21 protein-coding genes are annotated in these 21,031 nt (G+C 72.3%); 8 read left to right on the forward strand and 13 right to left on the reverse strand.

Features of this window, described 5'->3' with window-relative positions; all coding sequences use genetic code 11:
• Nucleotides 1-6 precede the first annotated feature (6 nt).
• From VP06_RS19520 to VP06_RS19530, 3 genes are read left to right on the forward strand one after another with little or no spacing between them, the layout of a single operon-like run.
• Entirely contained in the window at nt 7-684 is a 678-nt protein-coding gene (locus VP06_RS19520) for a glutathione S-transferase family protein (protein WP_048465456.1), read from the forward strand.
• A 29-nt stretch (nt 685-713) separates the two neighbouring features.
• Entirely contained in the window at nt 714-1,478 is a 765-nt protein-coding gene (locus VP06_RS19525) for an HpcH/HpaI aldolase family protein (RefSeq protein ID WP_048465457.1), read from the forward strand.
• Between the two features lie 22 nt (nt 1,479-1,500).
• A complete protein-coding gene (locus VP06_RS19530; RefSeq protein ID WP_048465458.1) occupies nt 1,501-2,115 on the forward strand; it encodes an alpha/beta hydrolase in 615 nt (204 codons plus the stop codon).
• Between the two features lie 287 nt (nt 2,116-2,402).
• On the opposite strand, the gene VP06_RS19535 is transcribed toward VP06_RS19530, so the two are convergent.
• From VP06_RS19535 to VP06_RS19590, 12 genes are all read right to left on the reverse strand, one after another.
• Nucleotides 2,403-2,915 (reverse strand): hypothetical protein, encoded by a 513-nt coding sequence (locus VP06_RS19535; RefSeq protein WP_048465459.1) that lies wholly within the window; start codon nt 2,913-2,915, stop codon nt 2,403-2,405.
• The gene (locus VP06_RS19540; protein ID WP_048465460.1) at nt 2,912-3,124 is read right to left on the reverse strand and encodes a hypothetical protein; all 213 of its coding nucleotides are present in this window, start codon (nt 3,122-3,124) and stop codon (nt 2,912-2,914) included. Before VP06_RS19540 ends, VP06_RS19535 begins: the two co-directional genes overlap by 4 nt.
• 18 nt (nt 3,125-3,142) lie before the next feature.
• A complete protein-coding gene (locus VP06_RS19545; protein ID WP_048465461.1) occupies nt 3,143-4,144 on the reverse strand; it encodes a formate dehydrogenase subunit gamma in 1,002 nt (333 codons plus the stop codon).
• Between the two features lie 9 nt (nt 4,145-4,153).
• A complete protein-coding gene (gene fdh3B, locus VP06_RS19550) occupies nt 4,154-4,750 on the reverse strand; it encodes a formate dehydrogenase FDH3 subunit beta (RefSeq protein WP_048465462.1) in 597 nt (198 codons plus the stop codon).
• 11 nt (nt 4,751-4,761) lie between these two features.
• A complete protein-coding gene (locus VP06_RS19555) occupies nt 4,762-7,704 on the reverse strand; it encodes a formate dehydrogenase subunit alpha (protein WP_048465463.1) in 2,943 nt (980 codons plus the stop codon).
• An 8-nt stretch (nt 7,705-7,712) separates the two neighbouring features.
• Nucleotides 7,713-7,952, reverse strand: coding sequence for a formate dehydrogenase (locus VP06_RS19560; RefSeq protein WP_048465464.1), 240 nt, complete (start codon nt 7,950-7,952; stop codon nt 7,713-7,715).
• A 171-nt stretch (nt 7,953-8,123) separates the two neighbouring features.
• A complete protein-coding gene (locus tag VP06_RS19565) occupies nt 8,124-8,732 on the reverse strand; it encodes a TorD/DmsD family molecular chaperone (protein ID WP_245291241.1) in 609 nt (202 codons plus the stop codon).
• A gap of 135 nt (nt 8,733-8,867) precedes the next feature.
• The gene (locus VP06_RS33815; protein WP_053081926.1) at nt 8,868-9,692 is read right to left on the reverse strand and encodes a DUF3306 domain-containing protein; all 825 of its coding nucleotides are present in this window, start codon (nt 9,690-9,692) and stop codon (nt 8,868-8,870) included.
• Nucleotides 9,689-10,210, reverse strand: a complete 522-nt coding sequence (locus VP06_RS19575; protein ID WP_048465465.1) for a DUF3305 domain-containing protein — start codon at nt 10,208-10,210, stop codon at nt 9,689-9,691. Before VP06_RS19575 ends, VP06_RS33815 begins: the two co-directional genes overlap by 4 nt.
• Nucleotides 10,210-11,217 (reverse strand): DUF6352 family protein, encoded by a 1,008-nt coding sequence (locus VP06_RS19580; RefSeq protein WP_048465466.1) that lies wholly within the window; start codon nt 11,215-11,217, stop codon nt 10,210-10,212. Before VP06_RS19580 ends, VP06_RS19575 begins: the two co-directional genes overlap by 1 nt.
• 116 nt (nt 11,218-11,333) lie before the next feature.
• Nucleotides 11,334-11,906, reverse strand: a complete 573-nt coding sequence (locus tag VP06_RS19585; RefSeq protein ID WP_048465467.1) for a DUF6505 family protein — start codon at nt 11,904-11,906, stop codon at nt 11,334-11,336.
• Complete coding sequence (locus VP06_RS19590; RefSeq protein WP_245291242.1) at nt 11,903-12,541, reverse strand: biotin/lipoate--protein ligase family protein; 639 nt, start codon at nt 12,539-12,541, stop codon at nt 11,903-11,905. Before VP06_RS19590 ends, VP06_RS19585 begins: the two co-directional genes overlap by 4 nt.
• A gap of 217 nt (nt 12,542-12,758) precedes the next feature.
• Here VP06_RS19590 and VP06_RS19595 point away from each other — a divergent pair, with 217 nt between their 5' ends.
• The gene (locus tag VP06_RS19595) at nt 12,759-14,738 is read left to right on the forward strand and encodes a 4Fe-4S binding protein (protein ID WP_048465487.1); all 1,980 of its coding nucleotides are present in this window, start codon (nt 12,759-12,761) and stop codon (nt 14,736-14,738) included.
• 3 nt (nt 14,739-14,741) lie between these two features.
• Here VP06_RS19595 and VP06_RS19600 read toward each other — a convergent pair whose 3' ends face one another.
• Nucleotides 14,742-16,016 carry a c-type cytochrome gene (locus VP06_RS19600; RefSeq protein WP_048465468.1) on the reverse strand — a complete coding sequence of 425 codons (1,275 nt, stop codon included), beginning with the start codon at nt 16,014-16,016 and terminating at the stop codon, nt 14,742-14,744.
• 144 nt (nt 16,017-16,160) lie between these two features.
• On the opposite strand from VP06_RS19600, the gene zigA reads away from it, so the two are divergent.
• The 4 genes from zigA to VP06_RS19620 all read left to right on the forward strand — a co-directional run bounded on the left by zigA (nt 16,161) and on the right by VP06_RS19620 (nt 21,029).
• Nucleotides 16,161-17,366 carry a zinc metallochaperone GTPase ZigA gene (gene zigA / locus VP06_RS19605; protein WP_048465469.1) on the forward strand — a complete coding sequence of 402 codons (1,206 nt, stop codon included), beginning with the start codon at nt 16,161-16,163 and terminating at the stop codon, nt 17,364-17,366.
• A 7-nt stretch (nt 17,367-17,373) separates the two neighbouring features.
• Nucleotides 17,374-17,652 carry a hypothetical protein gene (locus tag VP06_RS19610; RefSeq protein WP_053081929.1) on the forward strand — a complete coding sequence of 93 codons (279 nt, stop codon included), beginning with the start codon at nt 17,374-17,376 and terminating at the stop codon, nt 17,650-17,652.
• Nucleotides 17,653-17,937: 285 nt separating this feature from the next.
• Nucleotides 17,938-19,059, forward strand: coding sequence for a molybdopterin-binding protein (locus tag VP06_RS19615; RefSeq protein ID WP_048465470.1), 1,122 nt, complete (start codon nt 17,938-17,940; stop codon nt 19,057-19,059).
• Complete coding sequence (locus VP06_RS19620) at nt 19,056-21,029, forward strand: molybdopterin biosynthesis protein (protein WP_425350932.1); 1,974 nt, start codon at nt 19,056-19,058, stop codon at nt 21,027-21,029. Before VP06_RS19615 ends, VP06_RS19620 begins: the two co-directional genes overlap by 4 nt.
• Nucleotides 21,030-21,031: the final 2 nt, after the last annotated feature.

Below are 21,031 nucleotides of genomic sequence, written 5' to 3' on the forward strand. Positions count from 1 at the left end.
GCCCCGATGATCACCTTCTACTTCAACGGCTCGCCCAACCCGACCAAGGTCGCGCTCTTCCTGGAGGAGGCGGGGCTCGCCTACGAGCCGGTGGCGGTCGATACCCGCAAGGGCGAGCAGTTCTCCGCCGAATTCCTCGCGCTCAACCCGAACGGCAAGGTGCCGGTGATCGTCGACGATGGCACCGTGGTGTTCGATTCGAACGCGATCCTGCTCTACCTCGCCGAGAAGACCGGCCAGTTCCTGCCCCCTGCCGCCGAGCGCAGCGCGCTCCTGTCCTGGCTGATGTTCGTCGCGACCGGCATCGGGCCGTTCTCCGGCCAGGCGGTGCATTTCCGCCATTTCGCCCCCGAAAAGGTGCCTTACGCCAACGAGCGCTACCAGTTCGAGGCGAAGCGCCATTACGGCGTGCTCGACCGGCACCTCGCCGGGCGCGAGTGGATGGTGGGCGAGGCTTACGGCATCGTCGACATGGCGGTCTGGGGCTGGGCCCGGATGGTGCCCTTCGTGCTGGGCGAGGGCGCCTTCGACGCCGTCCCGAACCTCAAGCGCCATCACGACGCGATCGCCGCGCGGCCTGCCGCCGCCAGGGCCGTCGCCCTGAAGGACCGCTTCCCCTTCAAGGCGGAATTCGACGCCGAGGCGCGCAGCCACATGTTCAAGCACCTGAAGCCGGCCGTCTGAGCCGGCACCAGAACCAGGGAGGAGACGCCATGAAATCCTTCGACAACCCGTTCAAGCGCGGCCTCGCCGAGGGCCGCCGGCTGCCCGGCCTGTGGATGACCACCGGCTCGCCGGGCATCACCGAACTCGCCGCCGGCGCCGGCTTCGCCTGGATGCTGATCGACATGGAGCATTCGCCCAACGACCTGATCCAGGTCGTCGATCACCTGCGGGCGGCCGAGGGCGGCACCGCCGAGCCGGTGGTGCGGGTGCCGTGGAACGAGCCGGTGATGGTCAAGCGCCTGCTCGACCAGGGCGCCCGCTCGCTGATGTTCCCGTTCGTGCAGAATGCCGAGGAGGCGCGCCGGGCCGTCGCGGCGACGCGCTATCCGCCGCACGGCATCCGGGGCTTTGCCGGCACCTCCCGGGCGACCGGCTACGGATTGCGGCCGGATTACCATGCCCGCTCGGGCGACGAGGTCTGCGTGATCGTGCAGGTCGAGACCAAGGAGGCGCTGGAGGCCGCCGGCGCGATCGCCGCAATCGAGGGGGTCGACGGCGTCTTCATCGGGCCGAACGATCTCGCCGCCAGCATGGGCCATCTCGGGGAGCCCGGCGCCGCTCCGGTGCGCGCGGCGATCTCCGCGGCCCTGCCGCGGATCCGCGGGGCCGGCAAGGCGGCGGGCCTGCTCAACTTCAACGAGACCGGCGCCAAGGCCGATTTCGAGGCCGGCTTCGGCTTCGTGGCGGTGGCGGGCGACGCCTTCCTGCTCGCCCGCGAGACGCAGCGGGTCGCGGCCCTCTTCAACAGCTGACACCACCGCCCGGAGGGATCCGATGGCCGCCCTGTCGTTCCAGCACCGCTTCGAACCCGCCGCCGATCCGGATGCGGTGCCGCTCCTGCTCCTGCACGGCACCGGGGGCGACGAGGACGACCTCCTGCCCCTCGGCCGGGCCCTGTCGCCCGGGGCGGCCCTGCTATCGCCCCGGGGCCAGGTGCTGGAGGGCGGCGCGCCGCGCTTCTTCCGGCGCCTCGCCGAGGGCGTGTTCGACGAGGCCGACGTGCTGCGCCGGGCCGGCGACCTGGCGGGCTTCGTCGCGGCAGCGCGGGAGGAATACGGTCTTGCGGCGCCGCTCGCCGTCGGCTTCTCGAACGGCGCCAACATCGCCGCCGCCCTGATGCTGCTGCATCCGGGCGTGCTCGCCGGGGCGGTGCTGCTGCGGGCGATGGTGCCGCTCTCCGCTCCGCCGCCCGGGCGGCTCGCCGGTGAGCCGGTCCTGATCCTGTCGGGCCGGATGGACCCGATCGTGCCGGCGGACAATGCCGCGCATCTCGCCGGGCTGCTCACCGCGGCGGGCGCACGGGTCACCCACGAGGTGCTGCCCGCCGGACACGGCCTGTCGCAGGCGGATCTGGTGCGGGCGAAGACGTGGCTGACCGGGCGGCCGTGAGTTCCCGGGGCCCGAGAGGCCGACGCATCGATGCGCTCGCGGGCCCGGCCGCGAGCGACGGGGCCGGGAAGCCAGTTCGACGTGTCGCCGCCCTCCTGCGAGGCCGATGACCGAGGATGACGTCGAGATGGCATCCGGAAGAATTCTTCCGAACGCCGTCTCATCAATCCGCGCGGCGCCTGAGCGAAGCCGGATGGATCCATCCGGGATCACCGTCCGGCGGAAGCGGTTATCCCGGCTGTGAGGATCGTCGAAGACGCAGGATTCTCACTGTGCCGCCAGGAGTCTCACTGTGCCGCGAAGAACGTCGGATCCAACGCCGACAGCGCGAGCAACGGCGCCGGCATCACCACCCCGGCACGCCGGATCGACTGCGCCGCCGCCCGGCAGGCCCGGATGTCGTTCGCCTCCGCCGCGGCATCGACCTGAGCGATCTGCTCGGGGCTCGGCTTCTTCTGCGCCGGCGTCCCGGCCGGAGCCGGGGCGGCCTGGGACTGCGCCTGAGCCTGCCCCTGCGGCCCCGAGGCGCCGGGCCCGGTCTGGGCCACCGGGCCGCTCAGGCCCGATTTCTGCTGCGTCTCGCCGGCGCCGCTGCTCGGCAGCTGCGCGGCGCCGCGGTCGGGCGCCTGCACGGCGGCGGTCGCGGGTTGCGGAGCGCTCGGGGCGGCGTCCGGCGCTTTCGGATGCACGAAGGCGACGAGTTCCTGGCACAGGTTGGCCGGCGGGCCGGCCGCATGCGGGCTGCCCACGCTCACGGCGAGGATCGCGGCGGCGAGGACGACGATGCTGGTCCGGCTCACGAGCCCGCCTCCGCCTTGTGGCCGGCCTTGCCGGGCTCCGCGATATCGCCGGTCCAGCGCGGGCCGACGAGGTTGGTGCCCGGATCCGAGACCCGCGCGCCGGAGGTGGCGAAAGCCTGGTAGGCGAAACGCTGGTTCTCGGCGAGCAAGAAACTCGCCGCGCTCGCCAGCACCAGGGCCGCCGCTACCGCGACCAGGAAGGCTTTCATCGCTCTCTCCACCCCGCTCTATTCCGCCGGCACCTGACCGCGGCCGAGCTGCGGCCCGCTCGCGGTCTTGGCCTGCTGTTCCTTGACCCAGAGATCGTGGTGGACCTTGGCCCAGGCGAGATCCACCTCACCGCTGCCCATGGCGTCGTAGGCGCCCTCCATGCCGAGGGAGCCGATATAGATGTGCGCCAGGATGCCGGCGATGAACACGACGCCGATCAGCGAATGGATCACCTGCATGACCTGCATCCCGTTGATGTCGGTGACGGCGAACGGGAAGATCATCATCAGGCCGGTGGCGCCCATGGCGAAGCCGAAGCCGACGACCATCCAAAAAATCATCTTCTGGCCGGCATTGAAGCGCCCGGCGCTCGGATGCGCGTCGCCGAGGAGGCCGCCGCCCTGCTTGAGCCAGATCCAGTCGATCCGGCCCGGGATGTTGTCCTTGATCCACAGGACCAGCATGAACAGCACGCCGAGCATGAACGGCCAGGCGAGGTAGATATGCGCGTACTTCGCATATTGGGCCAGCGTCGCGAACGCCTCCGGCCCGATCAACGGCATTAGCAGCCGCTTGCCGAAGATGTAGTTCAGCCCCGACAGCGACAGCACGATGAAGCAGCTCGCCGTCATCCAGTGCGAGAAGCGCTCGAAGCTGTTGAAGCGCAGGATCTTCTTGCCCGATTCCTCGCTGTGCTCGAGGCGGATGCGGCCGCGGGTGAAGTAGAACGCGGCGAGAGCGCCGAGCATGCCGAGCACCGCGAGGGCACCGATCCACGGCAGCCAGGCTTCGCGGAACTGACGCCATTCCCGCCCCTGCGGCTGGATCAGGTTGGCGGCGGTGGCGTTCGGAATCGAGATCCGGCCGTGGATCGTCGGATCCTGCTTGAACAGCATTTCCTCGTTGACCGAGGAGGCGGTGGGGTTGGGCGCGCCGTCGGGCGCGCGCACCTGGGCGACGGCGGGCGCCGTCAGGGCGAGGGTCGCCGCCAGGAGGAGGAGGGAGGTCAGCCTGCGCATCGAAGTCCCTCAGATCGCGATCGTCTCGCGGTAGGCCGTCTTCCAGCCCCAGGCGCCCGAGCCGTAGCCGCGCTTGATCACCCGCTCCTTGTAGATCTGGGCGATCATCTCGCCGTCGCCGGCGAGCAGCGACTTGGTCGAGCACATCTCGGCGCAGAGCGGCAGCTTGCCTTCCGCCAGGCGGTTCGAGCCGTATTTCTCGTACTCGGCGACCGAGAGGTCGGGCTCCGGGCCGCCCGAGCAGTAGGTGCACTTGTCCATCTTGCCGCGGGAACCGAAATTGCCGACCCGCGGATATTGCGGCGCTCCGAACGGGCAGGCGTAGAAGCAGTAGCCGCAGCCGATGCACAGGTCCTTGGAATGCAGCACCACGGCATCGGCCGTGGTGTAGAAGCAGTTCACCGGGCATACCGCCGCGCAGGGCGCGTCGGTGCAGTGCATGCAGGCCATCGAGACCGAGCGCTCGCCGGGCTTGCCGTCGTTGAGGGTGATGACCCGGCGGCGGTTGATGCCCCACGGCACCTCGTGCTCGTTCTTGCAGGCGGTGACGCAGGCGTTGCACTCGATGCAGCGGTCGGCGTCGCAGAGGAACTTCATTCTGGCCATCAGGATCCCCCTTACGCCGCGCTGATCTGACAGAGGGTCACCTTGGTCTCCTGCATGCCCGTGACGGGATCGAAGCCGTAGGTGGTGACGGTGTTGACGCTCTCACCCAGCACCACCGGGTCGGCGCCCTTCGGGTAGAAGCCGCGCATGTCCTTGCCCTGGTACCAGCCCGAGAAGTGGAACGGCATCCAGGCGACGCCCCTGGCGACGCGGTCGGTGACCAGGGCCTTCACCTTGGTCTTGGCGGTGTTCTCCGGCCCGTAGACCCAGACGAACTGCCCGTCCTTGATGCCGCGCTCGGCGGCGTCCTGGGTATTGACCTCGACGAACATGTCCTGCTGCAACTCGGCGAGCCAGGGATTCGACCGGGTCTCCTCGCCGCCGCCCTCGTATTCGACGAGGCGGCCCGACGACAGGATGATCGGGAACTGCTTGGCGATCCCGCGATCGATCGCCGCCTTCTGCACCGAGAAGCCGACATTGGGCATGCGGAACTGCCGCTCGTCGGGCCGCGTCGGGTACTTGGCGACGAGGTCGGGCCGCGGCGAGTAGATCGGCTCGCGATGGACCGGCACCGGGTCGGGCAGGTTCCAGGCATTGGCCCGGGCCTTGCCGTTGCCGAACGGGATCACGCCGTGATCGAGGCAGACCCGCTGGATGCCGCCCGACAGATCGGTGGCCCAGCTCACCGCGTCCGGGGTGTTGCCGCCGATGCGCTGGATCGTCGCGAGCTCGTCCGCCGTCAGGTCCTTGTCCCAGCCGAGCTTGCGGAACACCCCGAAGGTGAATTCCGGGTAGCCGTCGGTGAGGTCGGAGCCTTTGGAGAAGGACTCCTCGGCGAGCAGCGTCTGCCCGTTGCGCTCGGTGCCGAACCGGGCCCGGAAGGTGCCGCCACCCTCCTTCACGTGAAGCGCGGTGTTGTAGAGGATATGGGTGCCCGGATGCCGGATCTCCGGCTTGCCCCAGCACGGCCAGGGCAGGCCGTAATAATCGCCGCCGACCTCCGGATCGTCCTTCGGCGCCCGCAAGGTGACGAGGTCGAACTTGTGCTGGTTCTTCATGTGCGCCTTCAGGCGCTCGGGGCTCTGGCCACAATAGCCTGTCGACCAGCCGCCGCGGTTGATCTCCCGCAGCAGGTCCTCGGCGACCGGAATCCCGTCCACCACCTTGATGTTCTTGAACAAGCTGTCGGCGAAGCCGAGCCTGCTCGCCATCCGGTAGATCACCTCGTAGTCGGTCTTCGACTCGAAGGCCGGCTTCACGATCTGCTCGCCCCATTGCAGCGAGCGGTTCGAGGCCGTGCGCGACCCGTCCATCTCCAGCGAGGTGCAGATCGGCAGGAGGTAGGTGTTGTCCCGGCGGGCATCCATCGCCGCGAAGGTGGTCGGGTGCGGATCGGCGACGACGAGCAGGTCCAGCTCCGCCATGCCCTTCACCGCCTCGGGCATCCGGGTCACGGTGTTGCCGCCATGGCCGAACACCATCATGGCCTTCAGCGGCGTGCGCTGGTCGACCTGATCGGCCGGCAGGCTCACCGCGTCGAACCACCGGGTCGAGGTGAGACCGGGGGTCTCCATGTTCTCCTTGCGCGAGCGGGCCTTGCGGCCGGCGCTGGCGGGGACTTCATCGAAGCGCGATTGCAGCCAGGCGTACTCGACCTCCCAGACCCGGGCCCAGTGCTTCCAGCCGCCCTCGACGAGGCCGTAATAGAGCGGCAGCGTCGTCACATCGAGGCCAAGGTCGGTGGCGCCCTGGACGTTGGTGTGGCCGCGGAAGATGTTGGCCCCCGTCCCCGGCTTGCCGACATTGCCGGTGGCGAGGCACAGGATGCAGAGCGCCCGCACGTTGGCGGTGCCGACCGTGTGCTGGGTCGCACCCATGCACCAGATCAGCGTCGCGGGCTTCTCCTTGGCAAACAGCTCGGCGACGCGCTTGAGCTGCTCGCCCGGCACGCCGGAGACCCGCTCGACCTCGTCGGGCGTCCACTTGGCGACTTCCTTGCGGACATCATCCATCGCGTAGACGCGCTGCGCGATGAAGTCCTTGTCCTCCCACCCGTTCTGGAAGATGTGCCAGAGGATGCCCCAGATCACCGGAATGTCGGTGCCCGAGCGGATGCGGACGTATTCGGTCGCGTGCGCCGCCGTGCGGGTGAAGCGGGGATCGATGACGATCATGTTGGCGCGGTTGATTTCCTTGCCCGACAGCACGTGCTGCATGGAGATCGGATGCGCCTCGGCCGGGTTGCCGCCGAGGATGATCATCGTCTTGGCGTTGCGGATGTCGTTGTAGGAATTCGTCTGGGCGCCGTAGCCCCAGGTGTTGGCGACGCCCGCCACCGTGGTCGAGTGGCAGATGCGCGCCTGGTGGTCGACGTTGTTGGTGCCCCAATAGGCCGCGAACTTGCGGAACAGATAGGCAGCTTCGTTGGTGAACTTGGCCGAGCCGAGCCAGTAGACCGAATCCGCGCCGTTCTTGGTGCGGATCGCCTGGAGCTTGTCGGTGATCTCGGTGAGCGCCTGATCCCAGGAGATGCGTTGCCACTCGCCGTTCACGACCTTCATCGGGTAGCGCAGGCGGCGGTCGCTGTGGACCAGCTCGCGGATCGCCGCGCCTTTGGCGCAATGCGCCCCGCGGTTGATCGGGCTTGCCCAGGACGGCTCCTGGCCGACCCAGACCCCGTTGACGACTTCCGCCGTGACGGTGCAGCCGACGGAGCAATGGGTGCAGACGTTCTTGCGGATCACGGCTTGCGCCGGATCGGCCGACGCGCCGGCGGCCTGAGCCGGGCGCACCGCGCCGAGCCGGACCGTGCCGAGGGCCGCGAGGCCGCCGGCGGCCAGACCCGATTTCCGCAGGAAGCCGCGGCGGTCGAGGGTGGGAGCGGTGAGGCCCGCGGCGAGGGCCTGGTGGTTGCTGCGGCCTGCGACGCCGCTTCTGCGCTTGGTCAGCATCGCGGGTCTCACTTCTTCAGCGTCTCGTAGCCGTTGGTGCGGTAGAAAGCCTTGACGTGGTCGGTCTCGCGGTAGCGCGACCGGGTCTCGGCATTGCCCGGGTCGTAGGCCTGGGCCTCGGTGGGCGTCAGCGGCACGGAGGCGACCGCCGCCGCCGCCGCGGCGGTGCCGCCGCCGAGCGCACGGAAGAACTGCCGCCGCCCGATTCCGCCCTCGCCGTCCTTCCGGGTCTTGTCACTCTGCCGCATCGCGGCTCTCCTCCCTGTGTCCGCGTCCCGGCGCGATTCATGTCCGGGCTTGTGTCGGATCGGCTTGCGTCTGGTCGTTCCTTGGTCGGCTCACGCCTGCTGAGTGTTCGGTCGGCTTACGCCTGCTCCGTTTCAAGGTCGGCTTACGCCTGCTCCATTTTTGGGGTCGGCTTACGCCTCCATGGCGAAAGCCTCGGCCTCGATCGTCGTGAACACCTCGCCGAGTTCGCCGACGGCACGGTAGAAGGGTGTCCCGGCCTGCGCTGCAACGTCGGTAAAGAGGCGCCCGATCCACGGCCTGAGATGCCGCTCGAAGAAGCGATGATCCGCCCCGGGCTCCGCCGGCAGGCGCTTCGCCGCGAGATGGGCCATCACTTCGAGCAGGGTCGCGGCATGGTCCTCCGGCTCGCTTGAAGCGGGGTCCCGCTCGAGCCCCAGCGCAGCGAGATCCTGGCGCACCCGCGCGAGCGGGCGCTCGTTCAGGAAGCCGGTGAGGTAATAGGAGGCATACGGCATGATCAGCCCGCGCCCGACGCCGACGAACAGGGCGAAGTAGTCGCGGCCGATCTCGCGGGCCTCGGCCTCACGGGCCGCGCGGCCGAGGCTGGCATGCGCTTTGCTGAGAGGGGTCGGACCCAGGGGCGACGCGTCGGTCTCCAGGCACCGCAAGGACGCCAGCAGCTCCGGCACCGGCGCACGGCCGAGGAGAGCCGCCAGCAGGTCGTATTCCTGCGCGCGCAGAGCATCGATCTCGTCGACCGGATCGGGCTCCTGGTTCACCGTCACCTCGCGCCACACAACTCCGCCATCGGGGCCTGCCGGCTGTCGCGCTCCTCCTTCATGTGGAGGATGCAACGTCCCATTGTCCGCACCATAGCGGGAACCCGATCGAGCGCAATTCGACTTTCTAACGCTTCAAATCGGGAGCGCCCCGCCATGGCGTCGCAGGCGGGACGGGGAGGGGGAGTCGGCGCGATCCGACGCGAGACGGGGGCGTCCCTCTCTCGAGGAGAACTCTGGCGCGCGGCTCGGTTCACGGTCCCCCGCAAACGGAAGGCTGTCCGGGGAACGGGAAACGAGCGGGACCTCTCCTCTCCCGGCGGGCTGGGAGAGGCTTTTTCCCTCCTCGTCGGGGGCGAAAGGAGCGCCGGCGCAGTCGGAGCGAGGACGTGCCGGACGCGCGTCATCCGGACTCCCCCCCTCGTCCTCGCCCTTTGGGCTCGCTCCGTCGAGGACAGGGTCGACAGAGCCCTCTCCCCGCCCGCGGGAAGAGGGGAAAGAGGCGCCATCTGCGGGAGCGCTTGCTTCTTTGGCATCGGCCGCGGGCGCTGTCTCCGCCCCACCCCCGAACACCGTGTCGACCATCACCCGCACGTCCTCGGCCGAGATCGCGCCGCCGGTGCCCGGCACCCCGCCGGGGGTGTTCCAGTCATAGGCGTATTCCCGCGCCTCGCTGACGAAGTCCCGGATCGTCGGATCGAGCGACCACATCCGGCGCAACGCCGCATTGCGCAGAGCCCGCGGCACCCCGGCGCGCAGGAAGGGCGCGAGGTCGGTCGCCGCGGTCAGCGCATCGAGGGAGGGGAGCCGGGCCAGCTCCTCGGGGCTCAGGGAGCCTTCCTGCTCGGCCGGCACCGCGACCGGCGATGCGGAATCGGGCGCGGCCGTCGGGGGCTCCGGGACCCGACGCGCCTCGTCGCGCTTGCGCCGCGACCAGCGGGCGAGGAAGCCGTCGCTCATGGCTCCTCCGGCCGACGCCGCACGCCGCCGCCCTGATTCGTCCCCTGGCGCGCGAGCGCCTCCGGATCGGCCCGGTCGCGCTTGCGCTTGTGAAACACCCGCTCGACGTGGAACGCCCGGTAGAAGGCGCCGACCTCCGCCTGGATCTCGGGCGGCATCGGCACCGCCTCGACGATCTCGCCGATGCCCTCCGCCAGCGCTTCGCCCTCGTAGGGATCGGCGGTCACGGTCGCGACCGCGTAGGTTTCAGGCCCCGTCTCGCGCAAGGCGACCCAGAGCGAGGGCCGGGCCGCCGCGAGGTTGTCGCCGTAATGCGCCGTCTCGGCCGGGTGCAGCTCGATCTCATAGGACCCGGCGTAGAAGGTCTCCTCGTCGTCGGAGACCGACAGGCGGGTCCAGGGCGCGGTGCCGGGCTGCCCCGGCAGCACCGCCACCGGCAGCCAGGCATGGCTCGCCCAAGGCCCTTTCAGCGTGCGCCTGGCGACGACGACCCCGACGGCGATCAGTTGCGTGCTCATCAGGCCCCTCCCGTCGCGACAACCGGCAGGCCGGCGATCAGGTTCTGCGGCTTCATCGTCACGATCCGGTCCGGATTCATGGCGAGCATCAGGTAGACCGGGCGGTCGCCGACCCGCGGGTCGGCCCGCGCCGGATCGCGGATCGTGAGCCGGAACAGGGCGATCACCCGCTCGCCCGTGGCGGCCTCGACCGGCTCGCCGCGCCACAGGGCATTGCCGATCCGCGTCGCTTCGGCGTCGAGCCCGACGAACCAGCGCCAGTCCCTGTCCTCGATCGCGGGGATCGGCGCGACCGCGACCTCGACCGCCAGCAGGTGGTGGACGAACGCCTCGATCGCCCGCGCGAGCCCGTCGCGGCTCCTCGGATCCGCGCCGAGGTTGAGTGCCATGCTGAAGGCGTCGGACCGGCTCCAATAGGTCCAGGCATTGTCCGAGGTGAGCACGTCGAGTTCGGAGACCGGCTCACGCCCGAGCATCGCCACGAGGGGCGATCGCCCGCGCGCACCCTCGGCCTCGTCGACCAGCTCGGCATCGGCCAGCAGCAGCGCGCCGTCGCTGACCGCAGCCCGCTGCGGGCGGAAGAACAGCTCGGCCGCGCGCAGGGTATGGGGGGCGTCGCAGCCGTCGAGCGCGTTGCGCAGGATCAGGTGGACGAGCTGGTTGAGGAAGAGCGGCGGCGTGCCAGCCGTCCCCCGCCGCACGAGATCGAGATAGGCTGCCTCGACGGTGGGGGCGGCGAGCAGGCGATCACGGAAGGCGAGGATCACCCCCCAGTTCTCGCGGGCATCGGCATCGGCCAGGGCCGCGACCTCCGCCGCCGTCACCGGGCGGCGGGGATCGCCGAGCAAGGCGGCATGGAGCGCGCGTTCGGCCGGGCAGGCATCCGCCGGCGGCACCAGTTCGGGCCGGGCGAGATAGGCCAGCAGCAATTCGTCGGTGACGACGAGGCCGCCGCCCGCGTCCCGCCGGGTGAGGTGATGGCCGCTCGAGACCCAGAATTCAGGCATGGCGGGTTTCCAGAGCCGGTTTGAGTGGGGGGCGTCTCATGACGATGGGTGACGAGGCACCGTCTCCCGCTCGCGCCCCTTCTTGGACGTCGGGGAGACGGGCGTCGGGACGACCGTCATGGCGGATCGTCGTGCGGCTTGCCGGTGAGCAGGCCCGCGAGGTCGAGCCGCTCCTCGGGCGGCTCGTCGGTCTCGTAGAAGTCGAAGGCACGGGCATAGGCGTGGCGCCGGTCGCTGCCGGGCACGGCGCCCTCCCGCGGGCGCAGCGCCCGGAAGCGCTCGCGGATCTCGCCGTCCTCCAGCGTCCGGTGCAAGGCCAGCACCGTGCCGACCGGCGGGCCGCAGAGCGATTCGGCCACGGCGATCTCCTCGCGGGCGGCGGCGCGGGCGCTCGCCCGGTCCGGTGCGCCGAGGCGGGCCTCGAACTGGGCCGCCAGCGCCTCGGCCGCCGCATCGCGCTCGGCCTCGCTCGCCGCGCTCACCACCACCAGGGTCGAGAAGCCGAAGGAATCGATGCCGAGGAAGCCGGCCCGGAACGCCGCCCGCTCCTTGCCGGCCAGCACCGCCGGATCCCCGTCGAGGAACAGGAAGCTGCCGGTCACCGCCCATTCGCCGGGCGGGGCGGCGTGCGGGAAGACCAGGGTGTCGGAGGGGTCGAGCCGCAGGGTGCGGGGCAGCTTGAGGCTCACAGGCGCGGGCCTCCCCGGGCCGGATCGAACCAGCCGGCGCCGTCGAGGCGCAGCGCCGTGGGATCGGCGTCGAGGACATCCCGGGCCCGTGCGACAGCCGCCGCAGGACCGTCCTCGGCCCAGAGCGAGAGCCCGCGCAGCAGGTGGCGGGCGAAGCTCTCGACCAGCGCCTCGGCACCGGCCTCGAAGCCCTCCTCCTCCAGCGAGGTCGAGTCGGGGGTGTGGCCGGGATCGCCCGCCTCGCGCTTCGAGGCGATCAGCATCCAGGAGAAGACCATCCAGTCCGGGACGGCCGCGTCGGGACAGGCAGGCGGCCAGGCAAGGCGCCCGCCGCCGAGGCGGGCGCGGTCGAAGAACAGGGTGCCGCCCGCATCGAGCGTCAGCGGCTTGTCGGGCGGTGCGTGGCTGCCGACCGTCTCCGCCAAAGCCGTCAGGCCAACGAGCCCGGCATGGCGGGCGATCGACAGCGGCTCCTCCGGCGCCAGCACCACCGCCGCCTCGACGAGGCCGGACCGGATGCCGACCACCAGGGTCCCGGCGGCCTCATCGTCCCGTTCGGCGAGCGCGCAGGCCTGGTCATGCGCCGTCTCGGGCAACGCCGGCAGGCGCATCAGCCGGAAGGCCGGGGGGAGCATCAGGCCGGGCGGATCCACGGGGGTCATGAGGGAGATGGCGTTGCCTGCGCGCACGTGTCGGTTCGTTCTTTTGAACGGCTCGTATATAGCGCTTGACCTGTGAACAAGAGGCATGACGCCCCAGGGGAGCCGAGACCCGGGACCCGGGGGCCGTGCCTGCTCGGAGACGCGCGTGGTGTCGGATCGGATCGTGATCGCCTGTTCCTGCGAGGGCAGCATGCCGCTCGACACGGCGGCGATCGGCAGGGCCTGCGGCGGACGGTTGGAGACGGGCGACCAGCTCTGCGGTCGCGAGCTGGAACGGGTGCGGGCGGCGCTGGCGTCCGGCGCGCCCGTCACCGTCTCCTGCACCCTCAAGGCGCCGCTCTTCCGCGAGGTGGCGGAGGAGCTGGGCGCCGAGGACCGGGTCGTCTTCGCCAATCTCCGCGAGAATGCCGGCTGGTCGGCGCAAGGAGACCGGGCGGGCCCCAAGATGGCGGCTCTGCTGGCCGCCGCCGCCGAGCCGATGCCGGCGCCCGCGAACGTGACCTTCGAGAGCCGGGGCGTGGCGCTCGTCTATGGCCGCGACGAGGTCGCGATCGAGGCCGGATTGCGGCTCGCCGACCATCTCGATGTGACGGTTCTGCTCTCCCGCCCCGGCGACGTGGCGCCGCCCCGCTCCGGCGAGATCCCGGTGCTGAAGGGGACCGTGCGGGCGGCGACCGGCCATCTCGGCGCCTTCTCGTTGCGGGTCGACGACACCGCCCTGCCGCTGCCCTCCTCGCGCCGCAGGCTCGAATTCGGGCCGAGCCGGGACGGGGCGACCTCGACCTGCGATAGCGTCATCGACCTTACCGGCGGCCCGCCACTCTTCCCGGCCGACGGCTTGCGCAGCGGCTATCTGCGCGCCGATCCGCGCGATCCGGCGGCGGTGGAGCGGGTGCTGTTCGAGGCGTCCCACCTCGTCGGGACATTCGACAAGACCCGCTTCGTCGACTTTCACGCCGATCTCTGTGCCCATTCGCGCTCACGCGTCACCGGCTGCACCCGCTGCCTCGACGTCTGCCCGACCGGCGCCATCCAGCCTGCGGGCGATCACGTGGCGATCGACCCGCATATCTGCGCCGGCTGCGGCTCCTGCGCCGCCGTCTGCCCGACCGGGGCCGCCGCCTATGCCCTGCCGCCCGCCGACGCACTGATGCGGCGCCTGCGCACCCTGCTCACCGCCTTCCACAAGGCGGGCGGCACCGCCCCGGTGCTGCTGGTCCACGACGAGGCGCACGGCGCCCCCCTGATCGACGCGCTCGCCCGCTTCGGTGACGGGCTGCCGGCCGACGTGCTGCCGTTCCCGGTCAACGAGGTGACCCAGGTCGGCCCCGAGACGATCGCGGCCGCCTTCGCGTATGGCGCGAGCGCGGTGCGCTTCCTCGTCCGGGACAAGCCGCATCACGACATCGCGGCCCTCGTCCGCAATGCCTCCCGCTTCGACGCGGTGGCCGAGGCCCTGGGCTATGGCCCGGAGGCGGGCGGCCGCGTGGTCTCGCTGATCGAGACCGACGACCCGGATGCCTTGGGCGACGCCCTGGCGCTGGGCGCGCGCGGCACGCCCGCCCCCGTCCCGTCGCGCTTCATGCCGGATGGCGATGTGCGGAGCGTCCTGCGCTTCGCGGTCTCGGAGCTGCACCATGCCGCGCCGCGACCCGTCGACCGGGTGCCGCTCGATGCCGGCGCGCCCTTCGGCGGCCTCGCCTTCAAGACCGACGCTTGCACCCTCTGCCACGCCTGCGTCGGCGCCTGCCCGACGGGGGCGCTCGCCGACGATCCCGACCGCCCGCGCCTGACCTTCGCCGAGAGCGCCTGCGTGCAATGCGGGCTGTGCGCCGCGACCTGCCCGGAGGACGCGATCGGCCTCGTACCGCAGCTCGACTTCGCCGCCTGGGCCGCGCCCCGCCGGGTCCTCAAGGAGGAGGAGCCGTTCGACTGCATCGCCTGCGGCAAGGCGTTCGGCACCCGCAGCACCATCGAGCGCGTGGTCGGCCGCCTGCGCGACCGCCACTGGATGTTCGCCGGCCAGGCCGGCGAGGAGCGGATCAAGGCGCTGATGATGTGCGACACCTGCCGGGTCTCGCACGTTCTCACCGCAGGCTTCGACCCGCACGCGGCGGAAGAAAACCGGCCGCGGACCTCGGAGGATTACATCCGGGCGCGGCAGGGCTGAGCCTCACCGCGTCGCCCGCTCCAGGAACCGCACCAGGGCCGCCCGGTCCTCCGCCGTCGTGATCGTCTGTTCCGGCATCTTGGTGCCGGGGGTGAAGCGGGCGGGGCCGATCTCGAACAGGCGGGCCACGGTCTCGGGCGTCCACACGATGTCGAGCCGCCGGAAGGCCGGGGAATAGGGGTAGTCGGGCACCGTCGCGATCCGGCGGCCGAACACGCCGTGCAGGGTCGGTCCGGCGCGGTTGCCACCCTCCGGCGTCAGGGTGTGGCAGGCTTCGCAGGCGCGAAACACCTCGGCGCCCCGGTCGCCCGCGTAAGCCGCCAGCGCGTCCGCCGGGCGGGCCATGGCGAGCGGACCGATCGGCTCGCCGGTGCGGAGGTTCCAAAGCCGCACCAGCCGGTCGCCGCCGCCGGTGACGAGTTCGTCGTCGCCGCGGAAGGCGAGCGACCAGACCGGCAGGCCGGGCCCGACCAGGGTGAGCCGCACCTGCGCCCCGGCACGGTCGACGATCGCGACCGCCCCGCCGACCGTGGCGGCGGCGAGGGTCCGCCCATCGGGCGAGAGCGCCAGGGCCACCACCGGCCGGGGGCCGACCTCGAGGCGCGCCCGAAGGCCGCCATCCGGCCGCAGCAGGGACAGCGTCCCGTCGGCGCCGGCCGCCGCGATCTCGCCGTCGGGGGCGGCGACCACGGCGTTGACCGGCGTGTCGAACGGCACCGTGACCGCCGGCCCCACCTCCGGCCAGATCCGCACCGTCGCGTCGTAGCCCGCGGTGACGAGGCGCCCGTCGGGCAGGAAAGCGACCCCATTCACGTTGCCCTGGTGGCCGGTACGCACCAGGGCGGGACCGCCGTCGAGGGGCGTGATCCGGGCGGTGCCGTCCCAGGACGACGACGCGATCCGCCGCCCGTCCGGCGCCACCGCGACGCCCGAGACCGGGCCGGCATGGGTGACGACGATCCGCTCCGGCTCCGAACCGTCGCGCCAGAGGGCGATCCGCCCATCCTCGCCCCCGGTGACGAGCCCGCCATCGGGCAGGAGCGCCACCGCGTTCACCGCCCCGTCATGGGAGCGCAGCACCCGCAGCGCCGCCCCGTCCTCGACCGACCACAGGATCGCCGAGGCGTCGAAGCTGCCGGAGAGCGCCCGGGTCCCGTCCGCCGTCACGGCGAGCGCCCGGACCGGACCGCCATGGCCGCGCATCGGCGCCTCGGCGCGGGCGGTGACGGCGAGGCAGCACGCCAGGGTGGCGAGGGCGAGGCGGCGCGCGATCGGCATGCGGCAGGGTCCCGGCGGAGCAGGCCGGGTCTACGCGCCGGCCCCCGCGCCGGGAAGGCGCCGGAACGCCACGGGGACCGCCCCGGCATCGGACGCCTTGACAGAACGGGTGATGTTATATTGTTACAACACCCGGAGGTTCCCATGAGCGATGCCCGCCTGCCCGTCACCGTCCTGTCCGGCTTCCTCGGCGCCGGCAAGACGACCCTGCTCAACCACGTCCTGGCCAACCGCGAGGGGCGGCGGGTCGCGGTGATCGTCAACGACATGAGCGAGGTGAACATCGATGCCGATCTGGTCCGGGCCGGCGAGGCCGGCCTGTCGCGGACCGACGAGCGCCTGGTCGAGCTGACCAATGGCTGCATCTGCTGCACCCTGCGCGACGACCTGATGCGCGAGGTGCGCCGGCTGGCCGAGGAGGGCCGTTTCGACGCCCTCCTGATCGAGAGCACCGGCATCTCGGAGCCGCTGCCGGTCGCCAGCACCTTCTCGTTCCGCGACGAGGACGGCCAGTCGCTGTCGGACATCGCCCGCCTCGACGCGATGGTGACGGTGGTGGACGCCGTGAACCTCCTGCGCGATTACGGCTCGCATGACTTCCTGCGCGACCGTGGCGAGACCGCCGGCGAGGAGGATACGCGCACCCTGGTCGACCTGCTGGTCGAGCAGATCGAGTTCGCCGACGTGGTGGTCATCAACAAGGCCGGCGACGTCTCGGCGGAGCAGCGCGATCTCGTGCGCAAGGTCGTGCGCGGCCTCAACGGCGATGCCCGGATCGTCGAGGCCGGGTTCGGCCAGGTCCCGCTCGGTGCCGTGCTGGAGACCGGGCTGTTCAGCGAGGAGCGGGCGCAGACCCACCCGCTCTGGTACCGGGAACTCTATGGCGCCGCCGAGCACGTGCCCGAGACCGAGGAATACGGCATCGCCTCCTTCGTCTACCGGGCGCGCCGGCCGTTCCATCCGGCGCGTTTCGACGCCTTCACGAAGGAGACCTGGCCGGGCCTGATCCGGGCCAAGGGCCACTTCTGGCTCGCGACCCGGCCCGACTGGGTCGGGGAACTCTCGCTCGCCGGCGCCGCCGCGCGGGTGACGCCGCTCGGCCGGTGGTGGGCCGCGGTGCCGCGGTCGCGCTGGCCCGAGCATCAGGAATCGCGAGAGATGCTCGCGCGAAACTGGAGCGACGTATGGGGCGACCGGCGCCAGGAACTGGTGTTCATCGGCACCGGCTTCGACGAGGCGGCGATCCGCCGCGCCCTCGATGACTGCCTCGTCGGCACGGAGGACGGCCCGGTGCGAGCGGATCGGGCCCTGCCGGACCCGTTCCCGGCCTGGGGCGCGGGCGCGGCCTGACCTGGCCGTGTTCCCGAGCCTCAAGACCTTGCGCGCCCGGGCCCGGGAACGGGCCTCGGCGCGCCAATCCCTGACGGAGCAGGTCCGCCGGGTCCTGGCGCTCGCGCAGGAGGATGCGGTCTCGGTGAACGAGATCGCCTGCGCCGATCCCGGCTGCCCGGACACCGAGACCGTGATCCTGCTGATGCGCGCCGGGCAGCCGACCCGGGCGCTCAAGATCGGCAAGCCGATCGAGGCCGTGACCGATGCGGATATCGGGGTGGCGGAGCGGGAGGCGTCGCCGTAACCCCCCGGCCACCTGCCTGTGCCGGCATCCCTTGCGGGGCCGTTCGGGGAACCCGCGTCTTTCCTTGTCCCCGCACAGCCGTGCGCTCCGGGCGGGCACCGGGCCGGGGTCGCCCGTCCGCGACATTTTCTCCGCCGGGTTCTTCGCCGGGTGCCGAAACCTTGATCCTGGCCGGCGCTTGCCGCATCGGCTCAACCCTCCGTTCCGGGACCAGGACAGCCGCATGGCCTCGCCCTCGCCTCCGGGCGCCCGCCGGTGATCCCCCGGGCGTCCACGACCGCGCTGATGCCTGTCGCCGACGCGGCGGCGGCGCTCGTCGCCTTGGCGCGGCCGGTCGCGCCGGTGTCGCTGGGCCCGGCCGCGGCCCTCGGCGCCGTGGTGGCCGGGGACCTTACGGTCGAGGCCGGACAACCAGAGGACCGGACCGCGTTGCGCGACGGCTGGGCGGTGCGGGCGGCGGACAGCGTCGGCGCCTCGCCCTCTGCGCCGGTCCGGCTCGTGGCACCACCCCTCTGGGTCGAGTCCGGCGAGACGCTTCCTCCGGGCACCGACGCGCTGCTGCCGCCCGAGGCGCTTGGCGCCGACCCGCGGATGATGGCGGCGCTTGGCGCCGACCCGCGGATGACGGCGGCGCTCGGCGCCGACCCGCGCGAGATCGAGACCGAGGCCGCTGCGGGTGAGGGCACGCGGGCCCCCGGCGCCGAGATCCCGGCCGGCACCCGGATCCTCGCCGCGGGCGAACGGGTCGGCGCGCTCCATGGCCTCGCCCTGGCGGCGGGCTTCGGCCGCGTGGCCGTGCGCCGCCCGCATTGGCGGCTCCTCGCCGCGACGCCCGACACCCTGTCCCCGGTCCTGCACGCCTGGATCAACGCCCGGGGGGGCAGCGCCGAGAGCGGGGCGCGGCCGGCGGAGATTGACACCCTTGCGGCAGCCATGCGGGCGCCGGGGGCCGACGCTCTGGTGGTGATCGGCGGCACCGGGCCCGGGCGGCGCGACGGGAGCGCGGCGGCGCTCGCGCAGGCCGGGCGCCTGCACGCCCACGGCATCGCCCTGCGGCCCGGCGAGACCGCCGGCTTCGGCGAGGCGGCGGGGCGGCCGGTGCTGCTGCTGCCGGGCCGGCCGGATGCCGCCCTGGCGGCCTGGCTCGCCCTCGGCCGGCCGCTGCTCGACGCCCTCGCGGGCGCCGCGCCGGATGTCCCGGTGCGCCTGCCGCTCACCCGCAAGGTCGCCTCCGCCATCGGCCTGACCGAGGTGGTGTTCCTGCGCCGCGTCCCGGCGGGGGCCGAGCCCCTCGGCGGTGCCGAGATCCCGCTTCACCGCCTGGCCCGGGCCGATGTCGCCCTGCTGGTGCCGCCGGCGCATGAGGGCTATCCGGCCGGGACCCCCGTCGAGGTGCTGCCGCTGTGACCCTGCCTCCCGCCGATCCCTTCCTCGCGCGCCTCGCCGCCGCCTCCCGCCAGGAGCAGTTCCTGGCGGTGGTGAGCCGGGACGAGGCGATGGCACGCTGGCGCGAGGCCGTGCCGCATGCTCCCCTGCCGCCCGAGACCGTGCCCCTGCGGGAGGCGCTGGGCCGGGTGCTTGCCGCCGACATCGCCTCGCCGATCGACGTGCCGCCCTTCGACCGCGCCCTGGTGGACGGGTTCGCGCTGCGCAGCGCCGACACCGAGGGAGCGAGCCCGGCGGAGCCGCGCCGCCTCGTCCTGAACGCCGAGATCCTCGCCTGCGGGGTCGCGCCATCCCTCCTCGTCGGCCCCGGCACCGCGACGCCGATCGCCACCGGCGGCGTGCTGCCCCGCGGGGCCGACGCGGTGGTGATGATCGAGGCGACGGAGTTCGAGGACGGGCCCGAGCCGGCGATCGCCCTCGCGCAGCCGGCAGGGCCCGGCCGGTTCGTCGGCTATGCCGGCGCCGACATGGCGCGGGGCGAGACGGTCCTGCGCCGCGGCACCCTGGTCACCGCCCGGGAAATCGGGATGCTGGCGGCCTGTGGCCTCGCCGACGTCGCGGTCGTGCGCCGCCCCCGCGTCGCGGTGCTCTCCACCGGCGACGAGCTGGTGGCGCCGGGCCGCCCCCTGGCTCCGGCCCGGCTCTACGATTCGAACGGCGCCATCGTGGCGGCGAGCGTGACCGAGAATGGCGGCCTTGCGCTGCCGGGCGGCATCGTCCCGGACGACGAGGCGGCGCTCGAATCGGCGCTGCGGACGGCCCTCGCGACCGCCGACCTCGTCGTCCTGTCGGGCGGGACCTCGAAGGGGGCCGGCGACGTCTCGCACCGGATCCTGTCGCGGCTCGGGGAGCCCGGCATCCTGGTCCACGGCGTGGCGCTGAAGCCCGGCAAGCCGCTCTGCCTGGCGCGGGCCGGCGACGTGCCGGTGGTGGTGCTGCCGGGCTTTCCGACCTCGGCGATGTTCACCTTCCACGAATTCGTGGTGCCGCTGATCCGGGCGCTGGCCGCCCTTCCCGCGCGGGAGGAGGAGAGCGTCGAGGCGCGCCTGCCGCAGCGCTTCAGCTCCGAGCTGGGCCGCACCGAATACGTGATGGCGGCGCTCTCGCGGGGGGCGGAGGGTCTCGTGGCTCTGCCGCTCGCCAAGGGCTCGGGCGCCGTCACGGCGTTCTCGCAGGCCGACGGGTTCTTCGCGGTGCCGGCGAACCGGGCCGGGATCGAGGCCAGCGAGACCGTGCGCGTGTCCCGGATCGGCCGGGCGACGCGCCCGCCGGACCTGACGATCGTCGGCAGCCACTGCCTCGGGCTCGACCGGCTGGTCGGGCATCTTGCCGCCCGCGGCGTCTCGGCCCGCACCCTCTGGGTCGGCTCCGCCGGAGGGCTCGCCGCCTTGCGCCGCGGCGAATGCGACCTTGCCGCGATGCACCTGCTCGATCCCGAGACGGGCCGCTACAACGCGCCCTACCTCACCCCCGGCCTCGCCCTGGCCCCAGGGTGGCGCCGGCTGCAAGGGGTGGTGTTTCGCCCGGGCGATCCCCGCTTCGAGGGCGCCTCGGCGCAAGCTGCCGTGTCCGCGCTGGTCGCCGACGAGGGGGCCGTGATGGTCAACCGCAACACCGGCGCCGGCACCCGGGCCCTGGTCGACGGGCTCCTGAACGGCGCCCGGCCCGCCGGCTACTGGAACCAGCCGCGCTCCCACAACGCCGTCGCGGCGGCGGTGGCGCAGGGACGGGCCGATTGGGGCGTGGCGATCGCGACGGTGGCGCGGGATTACGGCCTCGGCTTCTCGGCCCTCACCGAGGAGCATTACGACTTCGCCTACCGGGCGGAGCGCCGCGACGCGCCGGCCCTGGCGGCCTTCCTGGCCCTCCTCGACGACGAGGCTCTCGCCGCCGACCTCGCCGGCCTCGGCTTCACCCGGGCGGGACGGTAGCG

It is taken from the genome of Methylobacterium aquaticum (genome assembly GCF_001043915.1).
In the GTDB taxonomy this organism is placed as follows: domain Bacteria; phylum Pseudomonadota; class Alphaproteobacteria; order Rhizobiales; family Beijerinckiaceae; genus Methylobacterium; species Methylobacterium aquaticum.